Raw genomic sequence first — 18,739 nt, 5'->3', positions numbered from 1 at the left:
ATATGACATCGATGTCATTGCAAGACAAACTTCGTGCTTATGCACGATTAATGCGAATCGATAGACCCATAGGTACGTTGCTTTTACTCTGGCCTTGTTTAATGGCGTTAGTATTAGCAGCGCAAGGTATGCCTTATATTACTGTACTGCTTATTTTTATTGTGGGTGTGGTCATAATGCGAGCTAACGGCTGCATTATTAATGACTATGCTGATCGCAATTTAGATGCACATGTGGAGCGCACCAATATGCGTCCATTGGTGTCGGGCGAAGTCAGTATCAAAGAGGCGCTTTGCTTATTTGTGGTGCTTGGGTTAGCTGCATTCAGCTTAGTGTTATGGCTTAATCCGTTGGTAGTACAGTTGTCGGTCGTTGGCATTATACTGACGATTATGTACCCGTTTATGAAACGGATTACCAATATGCCGCAGATGTTTTTAGGCATAGTGTGGAGCTGGTCTATACCGATGGCCTATGCCGCACAGCTGGGAGAAGTCCCCGTTGAGGCATGGTGGTTATTTATGGCTAACTGGTGTTGGACTGTGGCTTACGACACCATGTATGCCATGGTCGATCGTGATGACGATTTAAAGGTCGGTATTAAGTCGACTGCCATTTTATTTGGACGATTCGATAGGCAGATTATTGGTTTATTTCAACTGGCTGCGTTAGGTTGTTTCATTATGGCTGGCGTGTTGGCTGAGCGTGGCATGATTTACGCTTTAGGCATTGTGAGCTTTATTGGCTTTGCCGTTTACCAACAAGGGCTTATTTATCGTCGCGAGCGCGCGCCCTGTTTTAAAGCCTTTTTAAATAACAACTGGGCTGGAATGATACTGTTTATTTCGCTATCGCTAGATTATCTCGTTTAGTTCGTTACTGATATGGGCATGGATGCTTGAACATGATGAATACGCTATACCATTTTGTTGGCTTGTTGTGTTGTGGCTATTTATCACTTTATAGTTTGGTTGCTAGTGCTGAAAACAGCCACAATGTACCATCACAACTTGCGAGTCAGTGGGCCGAAGTATATGCGTCAGCTGCTGTAGTTAATATTCCCCGCACCCAGCAATTTACCCTTAAAGATGGTAGCCGTGATTATCAGGTGATGATCAAATTACCTAAAGATTATCAAAAAAATAGCACTCACTTTTATCCTGTTATCTACATGACCGATGGCATGTACAGTATGCAAGTGGTCTCCGGTGCAACGCGATTCCCGATGAACAGTAATATTATGCATCAGGCGATTTTGGTTGCTATTGGCTATCAAAAGGGCAGTAAAGGGGCGTCTAGTCGTATTCGAGATTATACTCCAAGCCATGATCCGAGTTGGAAACTCAACACCGGTGAGGCAAAACGACATGTTCGCTTTATACGCGACACTGTAATGCCTTTTGTTGAGCATTATTATCGTGTTGATAACCAGCAAAATACCTTTATGGGGAATTCGCTCGGCGGGTTATTTGGTGCATATGTGTTACTGGAGCAACCTACATTATTTACCAACTATGTGCTGGGCAGCCCTTCGTTGTGGTTTGATAATAAGCACTTGTTAAAGCAATTTATTCAAGGTGTTAGCCAAATCCCCGCCATATCCGCTAAGGTCTTTATTGGTATTGGCGAATTAGAAAGGCCGCCTTATACTCACGATAATCATCACATGGTGGCCGACGCTCAAGCGTTTTATCAAATACTCCTATCTCATCCCTCTGTCGAAGCGGACACATTGCAGCTAAAACTCTTGGTTATTCCTGAAGCCGATCATTCAATGGCGTTTCCAACAACAGCTATCCATGGTTTATCGTGGTTATTTAAACGCGCTGATTAGCTCAAGCGGCTAGATAAAAAACTCATTGGTATTGGTCATTTCCTGTAACAACTTTGTATGCAAGCAATATCCTTATTGGTCACTTTTATTGTTATGTTAATAACTTGTTTAAATAGATGTTGCCCCAATATCTATACTTAGCACACAGTATTAATGTGATTAAAATAGACCAAGGAAGAGTATTGAATGAGAGCAGCTGTAAAGTACCGGTTAATTTTTTTAGCCTTAATGATATTCAGTTTCGTGATAGGTGTTAACTGGACGCCACAGATGTTAGCTAGCGATGCTGACAAACGAGCTTTGTCTCTTATTTGTGCACTGTATTTTGTATTTCTGCCTTTAAGTTATTGGTATTGCATTATTAAAAAAGGTGCCCAAAAACTGTGGAAGTTGATTGTTGTTTTCAGTTTGAGCAGCCTTGTTGCGCGGTTAAGTTTCCCTGCTGAAATTGCCCATTACTTTGAATTTATTGCCTGGTTACGCTACCCGATTATTGCCGTGTTGCTGGTGATTGAATTGTATTTGATTGTGAGTGTGGTGCGCGGGTTATTAAAGGTACGTAAGCTTAAAGGAGATCCACGAGTTGGCGCCGTTGAAACTTATCGTGAAGGCGATGATAAAAGTTTAACGATTGCGCTTATTATGGCGAGCGAAGCGACAAACTGGTTTTATTCTATTCCGTGGTTTTCACGCAATCATCCGCCAGCAATTGCCAACATTAACCTTAAGAGTGCCGCGCGCTGGCATGTGTGGTTGATGTTAACCGGCTGTATTATTGCATCATGTAGCAGTTATTTTTTACTGGTGTCGTGGAGCGAGTTGGTGGCCATTATTGTCTCGAGTATTATCGGCTACACCTTAATGTCGATAGTTGCTAATCATAGGCTGTCGCGTTATTACTCGTTGTATTTAATGAGAGATAATCTGGTTATTAATAACTCATTATGGGGATTTATGGTGGTTAATATAGCGGATATTGCTGATGTTACTGAGCAAAAACCAACAGCGTTAAACCAAGATGGAGCGGAGACAATGAGTATCGGCCGCGGACAAAGTAATGTCACTGTTACGCTAAACCGTCCGGTTATTTATCATGGCGGTATGGGGCAGTTACCCGAACCGATGACAGTGATACATTTGAGTGTAGATGAGCCGCAGCGCCTAATTAACACACTCAACGATGCTAAATTGTCGTAAGCGGCATAGCACTAAATACCCATAAAAAATGCGCTTTTAAAGCGCATTTTTATGGTTAATTCTACAAGACTGAATAAACGAGTCTTGAATATTTTACTCATTACCCACTAACGTCGTTAAGTCTGCTGGGCGGTAATAAACAGATTTCAGCACCTTACCTTGACGCACTACTTTACCGGCCATATCAACATCTTTAGCGCACTTGGCAATAATAAACTCACCTTTCACACTGCCCACAATTTCGACACCTTGCTTAGCATAGTGAGCAATTGTTTCATCTAGCTCTTGCTGGTTACGGCACACTTTACTCATGTTGCTAGAGTGAACTTCATCCCAGCATTGAATAAAGTCGATTTCACGATTTTTAGCCACGTTAAGCAGTATATCTATAAGATAGCTTATCTCGATACGATCGCTTACCTGAGCCGCGCCTAGGTGGACTAGACGGCCCATTAACACATACACCGAGTCTACAATCGCATCGGCTTGCTCAATGCGCGAGTCCGCTTCAGTTAACTCGGTCATTTCTTCAATAATTAATGAGGTGTGCAGCGTATCGGCTTTATCATCTAAGCTAGCACTGTCGTTAACCGGTAAATCAAAGGTGCTGCGAAACTCAAAAATATCGCGATATAAATGGTCATAGATTGGTTGAGTTAATTGACTGAGTTTCATAGGATTACCTTAATGATAAATGTGACATAATTTTAAATAAATGAGTCGTGGAATACAAAGCGTTAATCGAATAAAAAAACCGGCAAGTTTGCCGGTTCTATGACGATTTACTGACAGGTTTAGTTAACCTTATTGCTTATCCGGATATAGCTTACTTAATGAATGCGAAAGCATCGCCGTATAAGTGGGCTTCTTCAACACCAAGTTCGCGGAATAACTCACGTGCTGCGCCAACCATATCAAAGCGACCAGCGATGTAGATGTCGTAACCGTTTAAGCTAATAAAATCATGTTTAATTTGTTCTAGCAGGTTGGCTTGTTTACCTTGCCAAGTGTCGCTAACTATTTCAACAATTGGGATAAACTCTAACCATTCGTGGTCTGCATGCCATTGACGTGCAATTTCTTGGTAGTACATGGCCTCTTCGTTACGACAACCCCAATACAATTTTGTATTTATGGTTTCGCCGTTAGCAATTTGCTGTTCAACAATACTTTTTATGTATGAAAAACCCGTGCCGCCAGCAATTAAAATGCGAGGTCTGTGGCTGTCGCTGCGTAAGTATGCATCACCAGCAGGTGCTTCAATGTCGATATGCGTTGATGTCTTTAAGCGTTCTACCACTTGCATTGGGTAGCTTTCACTTACTGCTGCACCGATATGTAATTCGATTAACGCAGAATTAGGCGCAGAAGCGATAGAAAAAGGACGTTTGTCTTTTTCACCCATGACTACACACAAGTATTGACCAGCCTTGAAGTCAAAGGCGGTTTCTGGTTTTAGCAACACTTGATAAACAGCGTCATTAAACGGGGTGACTTTTTCAATCTGACAACGAATGGTTTTCATCTAACGTCCTTTAAGGCCTTTTTAATTTTTATCAATCACTTATTTATAGCCAATAGTATCCTAATTGGATCACTCTGGTTACAGCGTAGGTCTTTCATCAATGCCAAGATCATCCCAAATTTGGTCTACTTTTTGTTTGACCTCAGGGTCCATCACAATAGGCGTGCCCCATTCTCGGGTGGTTTCACCTGGCCACTTATTCGTTGCATCTAAGCCCATTTTTGAGCCTAAACCAGCCACTGGAGAAGCAAAATCTAAATAATCGATGGGGGTGTTATCAACTAGCATCGTGTCGCGCGTAGGATCCATACGGGTCGTAATGGCCCAAATAACATCTTGCCAGTCACGGCAGTTAACATCTTCGTCAACGACAACAATGAATTTAGTGTACATAAATTGACGCAAGAAAGACCATGCGCCCATCATGACTCGTTTGGCATGCCCTGGATATTGTTTGCGAATTGATATTACCGCCATGCGATACGAACAACCTTCTGGCGGTAAGTAAAAGTCGATAATCTCAGGGTACTGTTTGCGTAAAATAGGCACAAATACTTCGTTTAATGCCACGCCCAACATGGCTGGCTCATCGGGTGGACGACCTGTATAGGTACTGTGATAAATCGCATCTTTACGATGAGTAATGTGAGTGACGGTAAATACTGGGAATGAGTCGGTTTCGTTATAGTAGCCAGTGTGATCGCCGTATGGACCTTCTACTGCTGTCTCATCTGGGTCAATATAGCCTTCAAGAATAATTTCACTGGTGGCTGGTACTTCAAGATCGCAACTAATAGCTTTACACACTTCTGTACGTTCGCCGCGCAGTAAACCCGCAAAAGCATATTCACTCATGGAATCTGGCACGGGAGTCACAGCACCTAAAATGGTGACAGGATCGCTGCCCAATGCCACTACGACAGGGTAACGCTCACCAGGATGCAGCTGTTTAAAGTCTTTAAAATCTAACGCGCCGCCACGGTGATCTAACCAGCGCATAATGAGCTTATTTTTGCCCAACAGCTGCTGACGATAAATGCCTAGGTTTTGACGTTTTTGACGTGGGCCTTTGGTAATCGTTAATCCCCATGTTACCAGCGGGGCAACATCTCCTGGCCAACAATGTTGTATAGGTAAACTGGTGAGGTCGACTTCATCGCCGGTTTTAACCACTTGTTGGCAAGGTGGATTACGTACTGTTTTAGGCGGCATGTTGAGTGCTTGCTTAAACATGGGGATTTTAGCTATAGCATCTTTAAAGCCGCTTGGCGGTTCTGGCTCTTTTAAAAAAGCCAGTAATTCGCCTACTTCACGCAGTGCCAATGGATCGTCTTTGCCCAATGCCATGGCAACGCGTTTGGGGGTACCAAATAAGTTTACCAATACTGGCATGGTGTTATTTTTAGGATTTTCAAATAGCAGCGCGGGACCGCCCGATCGTAAAACGCGATCAGCAATCTCAGTCATTTCTAAATAAGGGTCAACAGGGTAGCTAATACGTTTTAGCTCGCCATTTGCTTCTAAATGATCGATGAAGCTGCGTAAGTCCTTAAAACTCATGTTTACCGCCTGAATATCAAATCCAATATGGCGCGCACTATAGCATTTTTCTAATTTAGGGTTAAGCCAAAATGGAGGATATCGACTTTATCTCGACTTAGCGTAAAATGAATGCAGTCGATGACGACGTTGAGGTGACCCATGCAAAGAATTAAATCCCCATTATTGCTGAGTGTTGTAGCGGTAAGTGCTTGTTTATTAAATAGCGTATTTGTGCCTGTTCATGCAAAAGCGCCGGTCGATAATGATCGACTTATCCGCGAGTCACATTCGGTAGGTAACCAACATGATGGACGACGCCATTCACAGCATCGTTCTCGCCATCGAGATCCCTGGCGTTTGGGCTTAGGCCTAGGGTTAAGTCATGCCTGGGGATGGAGTAATGGTATGGGTGTTCACAGTGGCTGGGGCATTAACAGTGGTTGGGGCCCAACTATTGGGGTGAGTTGGCCTTATGGTGTTAACTCTCGCTATGGCGATCGCTATGATTATCGTCGACAAAACGAAGGTTTTTATCCTTACCGTAGCGTTAATATTGTGCCAACAACAGGTTATCGGGTCGTTGATGAGCCTATTATTGTGCCTACTCGCGTGTCTGCGCCACAACAAACAACCATAGTCACTCTGGTCAATAAAGGTTTACGTAGTTTGCCTCAGAACGCTAAAGTCATTCAACGCGACAGTGGCACTGTGTATGAGTGGCAAGGGGTAGAGTATTATTTTGACTGGAATACGCAAACTTACGAACTGGCTAACGTTGATATGCCATGATCGTCCGCGTAATAACAATACTCTATACTGTTATCTGCTTTAGCTTGGTACATGGCCGTATCTGCTGCGCTGATTAATTCTCTGCTACTTAATCCGTGTTTTGGTAGCACGCTAACGCCAATGCTGGCACCCACTTCTAAGGTGTGAGGCCCAATGTTTATCGGCTGTTTGATGAGATTTAAAAGCTGAGTTAATTTTTGGTCGATATCGATAGGTTCAACAATCAAATCTAGCCACACCACAAACTCATCGCCACCGAGCCGGCCAACAATATCGGTGGTTCTTAGGTTGCTCATTAACCGCTGAGCGAGGGTAACAATGACTTCATCTCCTACGCTGTGGCCTAACGTGTCATTGATCTGTTTAAACTTATTTAAATCGATAAACAGTAATGCTGCTTGATCGTCGGAACGTAAATCTCTGGCAATGGCACTGTCGATTTTTTTAATAAAAGCGCGTCGATTATAGATACCTGTTAATTCGTCATGTTCAGCCAGAAAAATAAGCCTGTCTTGCTGCTCTATCAGTTTATGAGTTTGCCGGTCGACTTCTTGTTTAAGGCTGTCTTTTTTGACTGTAATTTGAGTGAGCGAGTGTTTCATATGATTAAAATTACCCGCTAATGCAGACAATTCATCATCGTCACTAAATACAATCCGGCTGGTTAAATCACCAGACGCAAGCGCCTCCATACCTTGATTTAATGAATATAATCCGTTTCTAAAGCGGACTAAAGTCATAAACGACCATGCTGTGATTAATGTTGTTAATAACAATAAAATAGCGCCAACCATCCACAATAAGCTTTGTTGTTTAATCTTTGCTTGTTTAATCGATAACTGATGTAGGCTAAACATCTCTTCTGTCATCTCTTCAATAATCATGCTGTATTTTGTTTTAAATAAGCGCTCTGCTGTGGGGTTGACTGCATCATCGAGTTGTTTGCTGTGATGAGTATTTTGTGTGTTAATCAATACTCTGACATTGGTGTTGAGTCGATTGATATTTTGGATGATGATTTTTTGCTGCACATCCCAATCAATATCTTGCGATAACTCCGCAGCGAGCTCTGCTTGACGGTTGTTGAGTTCAATAAGCCCTTGTTTATCGGAATATTCTTGATATAACCACAATTGACTGCGTAAGCTGTCGATACTGAGTTGCAGCTTCATTGAGTAATTAAGTTGACGATAAATTTTTTGCTGATAATTATGAACTTGAATAAGCGACAAACCGACAATCAATGTCAAGATTGAGCATAATATGGCGGTCCATTTAAGGCGCTTTGATAACATCATAACTTACCAGCCTGCCTCTTGATTATTAAAGGTTTCAAGTAGTTGTCGGTCAAATACTTGTCTGAAATCGACTCGGTTTTCTTTAGGCACTAATTGGTTATCAATCGCCCACTGACTTTGAGTTTGAATGTTAGAAAACAATGCGTTACTGAGTGACAATCTAAAAGTATAGTCGGCCCATGAGTATTCGAGTTGCGATGGTGTAATATTCAAGACTTGGCTAAGGATCTTTTGAGCCTGTTTTGGGTGTGTGTGAATATATACCGTGGCATCAGTAATCGCTTTAAGCAGTGCAAGTTTATGATTTGTATCAACACTGGTATTTTTTAGTCCAATTAAATTAAATGACAGATGATATAAACCACGGCTATTAATCATTTCTGGGTTTTGCGAAAGATGCTCTGACAGCATATAACTCGATGGCTCCCAAGCCGAAATGATGTCTACTCTATTATTGAGTAATGCAGGTATGAGTTGGTCTGGGGTTAAATATACGCGCTCGATAGGCAGGTGAGTTTTGTTATACATAATTAATACACTGTCTAAAAAAAACTCACTGGCACTGCCTTTAATAATGCCAATACGGGTATTGGCAATATTATCAAGTTGTTGATACTTTTCTGGGGTTAAGCTGAGTAATTTAACGTCATTATCAGATTCAACAAAGCTCGCAATTACCGAAAAATCAGTGCGGTTAAAACTATTAAACATCACTACCGTTTCAGACGATGTTGCAAAATCAACTTGTTCGTTAATTAAGGCATTAAAGCAATTTACTCCGCCATCAAATCGGACAAGTTCAACATTGAGATTATTGTCTGCAAAAAAGCCCATTTTCTCAGCAATAAAAAAAGGGGCTGATAATGGAGTATTAGATACGGCAATTGTGATGGTTTCTTTTGACGTAGCCTTTAGCGATGTTGATTTAGCTGAAAAATCACAGCTAACGATACAACATAAGGCGCTAATGCTAATAATGATAAAAACACACTTTTTAAATGCTACTTTCATTAATTATGTTCAATCAGCATGGGGTATGATTAAGTGTAGTAATGGTAGCAATTTTTGTGGGTAAATATTTGTGTTATTTAGTCTTTATTAATAAAATCAAACAACAATACTAATACCTTAGTATTGGTTAGCTATCATATTATGCGACTTATTGATTTTTATCCGTCTGTGGAATTGTAAAAGCCCTAGCTGGCAGTGTTATCGTCGCTTCATTTTATGACTTTGTCTGATACTTTTGCAGTAACGTTGGCTGAATATTATTGAGGATCGCTTCTGCTTGTTGGAATTTAAGGTTTTTGATTGAATGTGCTAATAATTCATAATCAGTTGGCTCAAGTATTTTAAGAATATGAGCTATTTGAGGGAAAGTATTGGTCGCATTCATATTAAATGTGCCAATCTCTTCTCGTAATATATTAAATAACCTCAATACGTCATCGCTAATGTCTGTTGACGGTTTAACGCCTGACTCGTTTACTACAGGCTGTTTGTCTTGCAGTTGAGTGAGTAAACCCTGCGCGATAGGCAATGTAAGGTTTATTTGCCCAACAAGAGCGCTGTAGCCTTGTGCTAAATCGTAATTTTCAGTGGTTTTTATCTCAGTTTCCTGTTGCTTGGCAAAGTGGGCTAATTCAGTAAAGCCCAATGTGGCAGATGAGCTTTTAAGGGTATGAAACATCATTTTGAATTCAGTGTTAGCCTCTGTCGATAACACATCTAATGCTGCATATTGAGTGATATCTTCCATAAACAGCTCTAGTGCTTTCAGGTAGACAGTTTTGTTATAGCTGAGGCGAGATAACGCGCCCTGATAGTCGATGTTCTGTTGCTCGCAATAGCTTTCAATACTGTTATTACTAACATCTTCAATACTGATATTACTAACGTCTTCAATACTGACATTACTCGTGTTTTCTACAATAGGGTTATTAACATAATCGTCAACACTATCGGTAATATAGTCATTATCAGCGGTTAAGATGCAGGCGGATTCACTCGGTGCAATGGGTAATACGTGCTCAGCACTTAATTCTTTTACTGTTGCGGTCATCAAAGGTAAATTGGTGTGTCTTACTGCGATACTTTTAATTTCAATAAAAACAAATTCAACATCGTCAATACGGATTAATGTGGCCGACATCCGCACGGGTAGGGATGGGGTATTCAAGGTCTGAATGTTATATTCAAGTTCCTTATAGCTGCCATTAAGTAAATTAAGTTTTAAGTCTTGCCACGTTTGCTCGCTGTTGTGCGCGAGTATACTGTCGATATTTTGGCTTTGCATGTCTTTACTGCTGTAACCTAAAATCTGCTCAGCATATGTGTTGCTGTGAACAATATAACCTTCTCTATTGACCCACAATAAAATGTTCTGCGAACAATCTACTGCACTATTGATTAAATGCAGTTGCTTTAATAAACCCTTTTTTTCGGTTAAGTCTTCAACAACAAATACAAACCCCGTTATGCCTAATGTGCGTTGTTTTATTGCTGAGACATGCAAATATACCTGTTTATGGTCGCCATACTTTTGCTTTATCGCGCACGACAAGGTGAGATGCTCTTGCAGTTGTAAATGCTGATGTAAAAAACTGAATATTTTTTTACTGTCTTGAGGGATAACCTCTGGCGCTTTGGTGTTGTCATTTTCATTATTGAGTTTTTCATTATTGAGTAATCCAACGTCCTTTATCAGCATCGTTAGGTTGCAACTACCGACCATTTCATCGTGACTAAAACGCAGGCTTTTTTCTGCACCGCGACTAAAAAAGGACATTAGCCCAGATGAGTCGGTGGCAATAATAATCACGTTGCTGCTGTTTAAAATATTTTGTTGAAATAAAGCTGCTTGCTCAATTTCTAAATTACTTTCATTTACTTGGTTTTTCAGCTCACTGTTATGTTGTTGCAATTGAGCTTGTAGTAATTTGAAGTTGGACACATCGTTGATAGTAAAGCTAGCACCTAAAAAATGATTGTTTTTTAATAGTGGTGTAATGGATAGCTCAAGCGACCGAGCTTCAGTTTCGTTGTTGAGCTGGTAGTTAAACTCAATGTTACTGACTTGCTGACCGCGGGCTACTTTTTTAAAATAGGCAATTAACGTGGCCGGCGATATGCTTTCCCTTAAGTAGTTAATGATAGGCTTTTTGGAAGATCCCGCCTCTAAACCAAAAATAGTTGCCGCAGAATGGTTCCAATTTAAGATGGCAAAACTACTGTCTACACCGATTAAACACTCTGAGGAGTTGTCGATAAAGGAAGATAAGGATATTTTTTGTCTAATATTGTCCATTCTTCGAGTGATATAGCGTAATAAACCGTGGAGTATCATAATCAATAATAGCGTGGAGCCCAGTGTAATCATCAACACTCGTTCTGGGTCTGCTAAGTTAAGATCTGTTATCCATTGTGTCGATGGGGTGAACGTGATTTGCCAATGGCGACCATAAATTTGTATTTGTTGTTGGTGCATATGGCTATTGTCTATTGCTGGCGGCTCTATTGCTAATGATGCTGATGAATCACTTGTATCGGCTAAAGAAGACGTGAAAAATTGCACATTGTTGGTTGGGCTAATATCGGTTATATCAAGTTTTATACCATTATGTTGATCCGTTAATGTCGCTAGAATTTCATTGATCAGCAAAGGTGTATAGACCCAACCAAGCACTTCTGGTGGCGCTAAGCTCGGTGTATTAAGCGGTTCAAAAATCGGCAGTAATAATAAAAAACCATGGTTCACTTTATTGTCTGCTTGCACTAGGGTGATGGGAGCTGAGAGTGTTGCACTGCCTGCAATAGCTGAAGATAATGCTGCTCTGCGGCGGTTTTGCTCTGAACCAATATCTAACCCTAGCGATTCTATATTAGGGCGTTCTGGCTCAATATATTGCACAATAAATAAAGGATCTTGTGGCTCGTCTAGCTGTTTAAATGTGAACGCTTGTTGACGATCAAGCTTTGCTTGCTGTAAAAAAATATTTAAATCTTTTTTGGCCACGACTTTTATCACACCAAAACCCCGAGCGCCAGGGAACTCCCTGGCATAATCTCGACTTTGGAAGTAAGCTAAACTTTGTGAGTAATGAAAGTTATCCAGGCCAACAGTATTGATTGCCCCTCGTAATCCTTGTAAGCCATATTCAAATTTATTAACTCGTTCGACCACCTCTTGACTGACTTTATTTAGGTGTTGAGTTAAGCTGTTTTGTAGCAATACAGTATTACGTTGCTCGGTATTGTGTTTAAGCGTAAAAGCGATAAACAAGCCAATGATTAAGAGTAAAATAGAGGTTAGGTTTGCCCATTTGTATGTATTGAACTGTGCATCCATTTTAAACGTATTAGGCATAATGCTACCTGTTTTGAATGTGCATTGCTGAATGAATGCTGAAAAAGCTTAATGGATTTAACCCTAACCGTTTTCTACTTACTAATACAATGTAAAAATAGACTAAGTCGTTAAAAACCTAACAATATGTATAGGGTAAATGGATGTTAAGTCACCAAATGGAGAAAGGCGATCATGTTGTTGTCGGGTTTAGCTAACACCGTATATCGAATTTTGATTATCGATGACGATATTCAAAATATCTTTGTTTTAGAAGATATTTTATCACCTCTAGGCAATATTTATTTCTCGGAGTCTGGCAGCAATGCTTTGGCTTTAGTGGATAAAATTAAGCCTGATGTCATTTTGCTTGATATTGAAATGCCCGATATGGATGGTTGGCAAGTTTGTCGCGCCCTCAAATCTAATCCGCTTTACAGTGATATCCCGATTATCTTCATTACCGGTCATACTGAACCAGAATTCGAAAAGCTGGCACTAGAAAGTGGTGGTGTCGACTTTATCACCAAACCCTTTAATGCCTCTATTTGTTGCCTGCGAGTGCATACTCAACTTAAATTTAGGCAGCAAAGCCACCTGATTATTAAAGCAAAAGAAGAGCTACAGCAACTGGTTAACCAGGTGCCTATGTTGATTACCTATTGGGATGATGAAGGTAATAACTTATTTAGTAATGATTATTCTGGCGCATGGTTTGACAACTTAGCTGGCGAGGTCAATGGCAAACACATTTCCAGTCTATTTCCAAACGAGCTCAGTCGTGCAGTGCTGATGCATCAGCGAGAAGTCACTACCGAACCATTGAAGTACATCGTAACCGTGACGGATAAACCGGGCATGAGTTTTTATGAAGTCTTTCAGTCCAAAATGAAGTCAAGCGCTGGCGTTGATGGTTATTTGGTTACAGTGGTTGATGTGTCCGAAGTTAAACATGCAAAACAAGCCTTATATTCAGAAAAAGAACGTTTACGTGTCACGTTAAACTCTATCGGCGACGCTGTGATTGCCACAGATACTAAAGGGCTCATTACCTTTATGAACCCGATAGCTGAACGCATGACAGGCTGGCGCATTAAAGATGCGCTACACCAAAAGATTGAAAATGTGATGCAATTGCGTGACGCCAATACTCGGCATACGTTGCTCAATCCACTTTACATTGCGCTGCGTGAACAGCGTATTGTGGCGATGGCATTAAACAGTCAGCTAACGGCCAGAGGCGGTCAAGTCTTTGCTGTTGAAGATTCCGCAGCACCTATTCGTAATGAAAATGGAGAAGTTATTGGCGCCATTATGGTATTTCATGATGTGAGTGAAACGATGGCGATGGCGATGAAAATGAGCCATTTAGCAAACCATGATCAACTCACCGATTTACCCAACCGGATTTTATTACAAGACCGCTTAAGTGTAGCCTGCTCCACAGCTCAGTCTTTTGGCACCAAAGCAGCGGCATTACTCGTCGATATCGACCACTTTAAATACTTAAATGATTCACTTGGGCACCAACTGGGTGATGAAATGATTTGTTTAATGGCGCAACGTCTGCGCTCGTTAATTCCGCCTTCGTATACACTTGCAAGACTGGGAGGCGATGAATTTGTGATTTTGATGAGTGACACTCACTCTGTAGAGGCGTCATCGGTGTTGGCCTCTAAATTAGTCGAGGCCATGCACGAGCCCTTTACCCTGGCGGGGCAAAAACTCAGTGTGTCGATCAGTATCGGCATTAGTGTTTACCCAAATGATGCTGCCGATGCCGAAGAGTTAATGCGTCATGCTGATGTAGCGATGTACAGAGCCAAACAAGAAGGCCGAAATCGGTTTAGCTTTTTCTCACATGACTTAGAAAATAGTATTCGCGAGCGGCACCAGTTAGAAACTTGCTTACGAAATGCCATCGCGAATGATGAATTACTTGTGCATTATCAGCCCAAGTTTGATTTAGCCACTAAACAGATTATTGGTGCCGAAGCCTTAGTCAGGCTGGTGGGCGCAGATGGCGTCTATATTTCTCCGATAGAATTTATTCCGTTAGCCGAAGAGACGGGACTGATTATTAAGCTGGGTAAGCAAGTGTTATTTAAAGCCTGTGCAGAAGCAAAGCGCTGGCTTGATATGGGGCGCATAATCCCTGTTTCGGTTAACGTTGCCGTGGCACAATTTTCCGATCCTAATCTTGCCAATATGATTGAAAAAGCCTTAACAGATTATCAGTTACCTGCCGATTTACTCGAACTTGAAATCACAGAAACGGCGTTAATGATTGATGCCGCTGAAATGCAAACCAAATTAAGTCAGTTAAAGTCGTTAGGTATTAAGATTTCGATTGATGATTTTGGTACTGGGTATTCGAGTTTATCTTACTTGAAAAAGTTTAATGTTGATGTAATGAAAATTGACATGTCATTTGTGAAAGACATGCTCAATAATAAACATGATTATGAAATTGTAAAAACGATTATTTCATTAGGAAAATCAATGTCACTGGCGTTAATTGCTGAAGGTGTAGAAACTGAGGGGCAGCGTCAGGCACTACTTGAGCTTGAATGCACTATGGGGCAGGGTTATTTATTGAGCCGTCCCTTATCTGCAAAGGATTTTAATGCGTTTTTGGTAGCAAACGAAAGCTAAAGGAAGACTATGTTCAAACAATGGTTTGATAGGAGTAATACGGCGAGATACCAAACATTGTCTTACTTAGGTTATTTTGTTATTGGCTGCTGTTGTTTGATGTTTTATTTGGTGTTTTCTCATTTTGCCAAACAAACGATTATCGATAATAATAAAAAAACGTTAGTACAGTTGAGCCATACCGCTTCACAAGAAATGACCAATGTTTTTGATGTTTATGCTAATAAGGTGTCATTTTTACATTCTACTTCCTCTGTTATTGGTATCAGTCGAACCATGCAACATGGTGATATCGACCCAATAGATGGCACCACTACAGCGCAATGGACGCGCCGTTTGCAAGATATGTTTACCGCATTTATTGAAACTAACCCAGAAGTACGTCAATTACGCTTTATTAGCCGTTTAAACAATGGCCATGAAGTCGTTAGAGTTGAGCGGCGTAATGGCAAGATTTTAGTCGTGCCTGAAGGTTTGTTACAAGAGAAGGGCAATACTGATTATTATTCGGATATTGCAGCATTAAATGCTAATGAACATTATATTTCTGATATCAGTTTAAACCGCGAGTATGGGGTAATTGAAACGCCAATTTGGCCAACCTTTAGAGTCGCAAGGTCAATGTTTGACGATAACGGTGATTTTTTTGGTTTTGTTATCGCTAATATTGACGCCAGTTTATTGCTTGAACAGCTACAAAGAGATTTTAAACATTCGTTGTTTGACCTGGTTATTTTGAACTCAAATGGTTATTTTATTTCGTCACCGAATCAGGCACTGCGTTTTGGTTTTGACTTACAGATCCCTCATGCCACATGGCAGGCACAAACCGGCAATACTCCATTACCGACGCTAGGCAACATTCAATCCGTTAAAATGGGCAAACAACATTATTGGTCTATTGGTGAAACCATTTCTTTATCGAGTGGTGAGCATCGACAGTTAACGGTTATAGGCTTATTTCCAGAAACTGCCGTTGATACATTATGGCAGCCGCAACGCAATATCATGCTGCTGTTGATGCTGGTTATTTATGGCATTATCGTGGCAATTATTCTGGTATATCAAAAATACGTGAATAAAATTATTGTGCTGTATGACAATCAGTCATTGTATCAAGCGATTATTGCTGGCTCGTCAGATGCCATTATTAGTATTGATCGCCAAGGGCTGATACTCAGCTGGAATGAGTCGGCAACATTTTTGTTTGGTATTGCACAAAGCCAGGCAATCAAGAGCAATTTATTAGATATTATTGATGAAACTGCAAATGAGACCGGTGATGAAAAGAAGCTAAGCCCACGTTTAATTGCTGAGGTTTTTGATGCCAAAGAACATACGATGGTTACGGTAGAATCGGCATTTAACGGGTTACAAAGTAAAGTGCTGACAGTGAGTTTATCACCTGTGATTGCCATTAACTCAAAGCAAATAAGCAGTATCTCTGCGATCATTCGTGATGTAACTGATTCGCGGCGCAGTGAGAAAAAAATTCTGCAGATGAACGAATCCTTAGAGCAACAAGTCATTTCACGGACTCAAGAACTTGAAGCCGCAACGGCGGAAGCTATCTCTGCTAATCAACTTAAGAGTGAGTTTGTGGCCAATATTAGCCACGAAATACGCACGCCATTGAATGGTATTGGCGGCTTGGTTGAATTACTCAAACGTGATTATTTATCTGAGAAACAGCTCAGTTATTTAATGATGGCTAAAAATAGTATTGCCACACTAACAGTGTTGATAAATGACTTACTGGATTTATCTAAAATTGAGTCGGGTAATTTACAGGTTGAACTGGACTCTTTCGATTTACTCGAAAACGTCTGCGGCGTCATTAACATGATGTCAATTAGAGCAGAAGAGAAAGGCTTGATTTTATTGCTCGACAGCGTTGATCTAAGGCACAGGAAGTTAATTTGTGACCCTTATCGAATCAAGCAGGTTTTGGTTAACCTTATTGGCAATGCGATTAAGTTTTCTGTGCAAGGGCATGTGATTGTAAAGGTCAGTACGCGTGCTTTTGATGACCAACCCGACAATATTAATGTTGAATTTTCAATTACTGATAATGGTATTGGTATCACGAAAGAGCAGCAGAAAAAATTATTTAAACCTTTTATTCAAGCTAACGGCTCAATTACGCGTGATTTTGGCGGTACTGGATTAGGCTTATCTATTTCTAAGCAATTAGTCACCTTGCTGGGTGGCGATATTGGTGTGAGTAGCGTGTTGGACCAAGGAAGTACCTTCACGTTTAACGTGTGTGCTAAACAAAATCGCGACATACACAACAACCCCATAGTGTTACCAATGGCTAATCAAGCTGTGCTGATTTTTATTGCTGATAAACTAACGGCCAGCATGTTGCAAAAACATTGTGAGTCGTGGTCTGCCAATGCGACCCTCATTCAATCGTATCAGCACCTTGTCGATGAATATGCACTACAACACGCAGATGTAGTGATTGTAGATAACAGTTTAGTGACGGGAAAAACGAAGCAATGGCTCGAACATTACCAAGCCTCAAAAGGTGCTTTGTTGGTAATGATTGGTCGCGATGAAGTAGACGTTACAATGCTTGAAAATGCTCATTGTAAGCACCTCGTTAAACCTGTACTGCCGATTCAGCTGATGGATGTTTACCGTAAACTGTTAAGTGAAAACAGTGAAAATACTTCTTTATTGGCACAACCTGATGACAATCATACTCCAGTAGTCAAAGATAAAAAGTACAGCGTTTTAGTGGTTGATGATAACCAAATTAATCGGATTGTAGCCGAAGGGTTGTTAGAAGAATTACCGGTTATTGTCCATACTGCCAATAATGGCGCCGAAGCAATAACCTTTTTGCAGAACATCAAACATAAAAATGAGTTGCAGTTAGTCTTAATGGATGGACAAATGCCGATATTGGATGGCTATAAAGCTACAGAGCTTATCCGCAACGGGGATGCTGGCGACGTTATGGCTGAAGTGACTATTATTGCGATGACAGCTGATGCAATGGCTGGCGATCGCGAAAGGTGCTTAACCATAGGGATGAATGACTTTATTTCTAAGCCGATAGACAAAGGGGCCTTTTTACATAAAGTGATGTATTGGCTAGAACAAACAGAAACGCATTAGCGAGTATTGAAATTGACTATCTTTAGGGGGAAAAACACCTCTTTATAGAGTGATAAAAATAAAAGCCCCAGAGCATCCTTTGCTTTGGGGCTTTTGTTTGCATTGCTTGCGCTTTTTTGTCGTTATTGCTCAAGTCTCTTTATCCTTCTTAGAGGATATTATTGATGACCTAAAGCTCAATTCTGCCAATGGCATGAATAAAAATGACGTTATTGGATATAGAGTCTGGGGACCCAATAACGCCTGAACTGTCGCGTTAATGACTATGTTCGTTACAGCAACACACGGCATTAACGGTAAAAATAAAGCGGCAAGGATGCAAGATGTTGTGCGCTTATTATTAGTTTGTTTGCTGTGTTATCGACATGCTGGGGGCGAGTGATAATACGGTCAAACATCCTTGCCATAACATGGGTAGAGCGGCG

12 protein-coding genes are annotated in these 18,739 nt (G+C 40.8%); 6 read left to right on the top strand and 6 right to left on the bottom strand.

What is annotated here, in order from left to right:
* Positions 1-11: 11 nt before the first annotated feature.
* From ubiA to AC19MV_RS08485, 3 genes are all read left to right on the top strand, one after another.
* Positions 12-872 (top strand): 4-hydroxybenzoate octaprenyltransferase, encoded by an 861-nt coding sequence (gene ubiA / locus AC19MV_RS08495; RefSeq protein ID WP_498307227.1) that lies wholly within the window; start codon positions 12-14, stop codon positions 870-872.
* Between the two features lie 32 nt (positions 873-904).
* Complete coding sequence (locus AC19MV_RS08490) at positions 905-1,834, top strand: alpha/beta hydrolase (protein ID WP_498306989.1); 930 nt, start codon at positions 905-907, stop codon at positions 1,832-1,834.
* 186 nt (positions 1,835-2,020) lie between these two features.
* Positions 2,021-3,031, top strand: a complete 1,011-nt coding sequence (locus AC19MV_RS08485) for a hypothetical protein (protein ID WP_498306987.1) — start codon at positions 2,021-2,023, stop codon at positions 3,029-3,031.
* A gap of 93 nt (positions 3,032-3,124) precedes the next feature.
* Here AC19MV_RS08485 and AC19MV_RS08480 read toward each other — a convergent pair whose 3' ends face one another.
* The 3 genes from AC19MV_RS08480 to ubiD form a co-directional block, all read right to left on the bottom strand.
* Complete coding sequence (locus AC19MV_RS08480) at positions 3,125-3,706, bottom strand: nucleoside triphosphate pyrophosphohydrolase family protein (RefSeq protein WP_498306985.1); 582 nt, start codon at positions 3,704-3,706, stop codon at positions 3,125-3,127.
* 151 nt (positions 3,707-3,857) lie between these two features.
* The gene (fre, locus tag AC19MV_RS08475) at positions 3,858-4,556 is read right to left on the bottom strand and encodes an NAD(P)H-flavin reductase (protein WP_498306983.1); all 699 of its coding nucleotides are present in this window, start codon (positions 4,554-4,556) and stop codon (positions 3,858-3,860) included.
* Between the two features lie 78 nt (positions 4,557-4,634).
* Positions 4,635-6,116: a 4-hydroxy-3-polyprenylbenzoate decarboxylase gene (gene ubiD, locus AC19MV_RS08470; RefSeq protein WP_432400051.1), complete on the bottom strand. Its 1,482-nt coding sequence runs from the start codon at positions 6,114-6,116 to the stop codon at positions 4,635-4,637.
* A 141-nt stretch (positions 6,117-6,257) separates the two neighbouring features.
* Here ubiD and AC19MV_RS08465 point away from each other — a divergent pair, with 141 nt between their 5' ends.
* Positions 6,258-6,887: a hypothetical protein gene (locus tag AC19MV_RS08465; RefSeq protein ID WP_498306981.1), complete on the top strand. Its 630-nt coding sequence runs from the start codon at positions 6,258-6,260 to the stop codon at positions 6,885-6,887.
* Here AC19MV_RS08465 and AC19MV_RS08460 read toward each other — a convergent pair.
* The 3 genes from AC19MV_RS08460 to AC19MV_RS08450 all read right to left on the bottom strand — a co-directional run bounded on the left by AC19MV_RS08460 (position 6,857) and on the right by AC19MV_RS08450 (position 12,551).
* Entirely contained in the window at positions 6,857-8,185 is a 1,329-nt protein-coding gene (locus AC19MV_RS08460) for a diguanylate cyclase domain-containing protein (protein WP_498306980.1), read from the bottom strand. The genes AC19MV_RS08465 and AC19MV_RS08460 overlap by 31 nt on opposite strands.
* Before the next feature lie 3 nt (positions 8,186-8,188).
* The gene (locus AC19MV_RS08455; RefSeq protein WP_498306978.1) at positions 8,189-9,196 is read right to left on the bottom strand and encodes an ABC transporter substrate-binding protein; all 1,008 of its coding nucleotides are present in this window, start codon (positions 9,194-9,196) and stop codon (positions 8,189-8,191) included.
* A 214-nt stretch (positions 9,197-9,410) separates the two neighbouring features.
* Positions 9,411-12,551 (bottom strand): CHASE domain-containing protein, encoded by a 3,141-nt coding sequence (locus AC19MV_RS08450; RefSeq protein WP_498306976.1) that lies wholly within the window; start codon positions 12,549-12,551, stop codon positions 9,411-9,413.
* 174 nt (positions 12,552-12,725) lie between these two features.
* Here AC19MV_RS08450 and AC19MV_RS08445 point away from each other — a divergent pair, with 174 nt between their 5' ends.
* Both AC19MV_RS08445 and AC19MV_RS08440 read left to right on the top strand, forming a co-directional pair.
* Complete coding sequence (locus AC19MV_RS08445; protein ID WP_498306974.1) at positions 12,726-15,185, top strand: EAL domain-containing protein; 2,460 nt, start codon at positions 12,726-12,728, stop codon at positions 15,183-15,185.
* 9 nt (positions 15,186-15,194) lie between these two features.
* A complete protein-coding gene (locus tag AC19MV_RS08440; protein WP_498306972.1) occupies positions 15,195-18,314 on the top strand; it encodes an ATP-binding protein in 3,120 nt (1,039 codons plus the stop codon).
* Positions 18,315-18,739 lie beyond the last annotated feature (425 nt).

The sequence above is a fragment of the Shewanella sp. MF05913 genome, from assembly GCF_059758095.1.
This window is presented reverse-complemented; position numbering and strand designations above follow the sequence as displayed.

Coding starts and splice junctions, on each gene's coding strand:
- ubiA (WP_498307227.1), top strand. CDS start 12: ATGTCATTGCAAGACAAACTTCGTGCTTATGCACGATTAATGCGAATC.
- AC19MV_RS08490 (WP_498306989.1), top strand. CDS start 905: ATGATGAATACGCTATACCATTTTGTTGGCTTGTTGTGTTGTGGCTAT.
- AC19MV_RS08485 (WP_498306987.1), top strand. CDS start 2,021: ATGAGAGCAGCTGTAAAGTACCGGTTAATTTTTTTAGCCTTAATGATA.
- AC19MV_RS08480 (WP_498306985.1), bottom strand. CDS start 3,706: ATGAAACTCAGTCAATTAACTCAACCAATCTATGACCATTTATATCGC.
- fre (WP_498306983.1), bottom strand. CDS start 4,556: ATGAAAACCATTCGTTGTCAGATTGAAAAAGTCACCCCGTTTAATGAC.
- ubiD (WP_432400051.1), bottom strand. CDS start 6,116: ATGAGTTTTAAGGACTTACGCAGCTTCATCGATCATTTAGAAGCAAAT.
- AC19MV_RS08465 (WP_498306981.1), top strand. CDS start 6,258: ATGCAAAGAATTAAATCCCCATTATTGCTGAGTGTTGTAGCGGTAAGT.
- AC19MV_RS08460 (WP_498306980.1), bottom strand. CDS start 8,185: ATGATGTTATCAAAGCGCCTTAAATGGACCGCCATATTATGCTCAATC.
- AC19MV_RS08455 (WP_498306978.1), bottom strand. CDS start 9,196: ATGAAAGTAGCATTTAAAAAGTGTGTTTTTATCATTATTAGCATTAGC.
- AC19MV_RS08450 (WP_498306976.1), bottom strand. CDS start 12,551: ATGCCTAATACGTTTAAAATGGATGCACAGTTCAATACATACAAATGG.
- AC19MV_RS08445 (WP_498306974.1), top strand. CDS start 12,726: ATGTTGTTGTCGGGTTTAGCTAACACCGTATATCGAATTTTGATTATC.
- AC19MV_RS08440 (WP_498306972.1), top strand. CDS start 15,195: ATGTTCAAACAATGGTTTGATAGGAGTAATACGGCGAGATACCAAACA.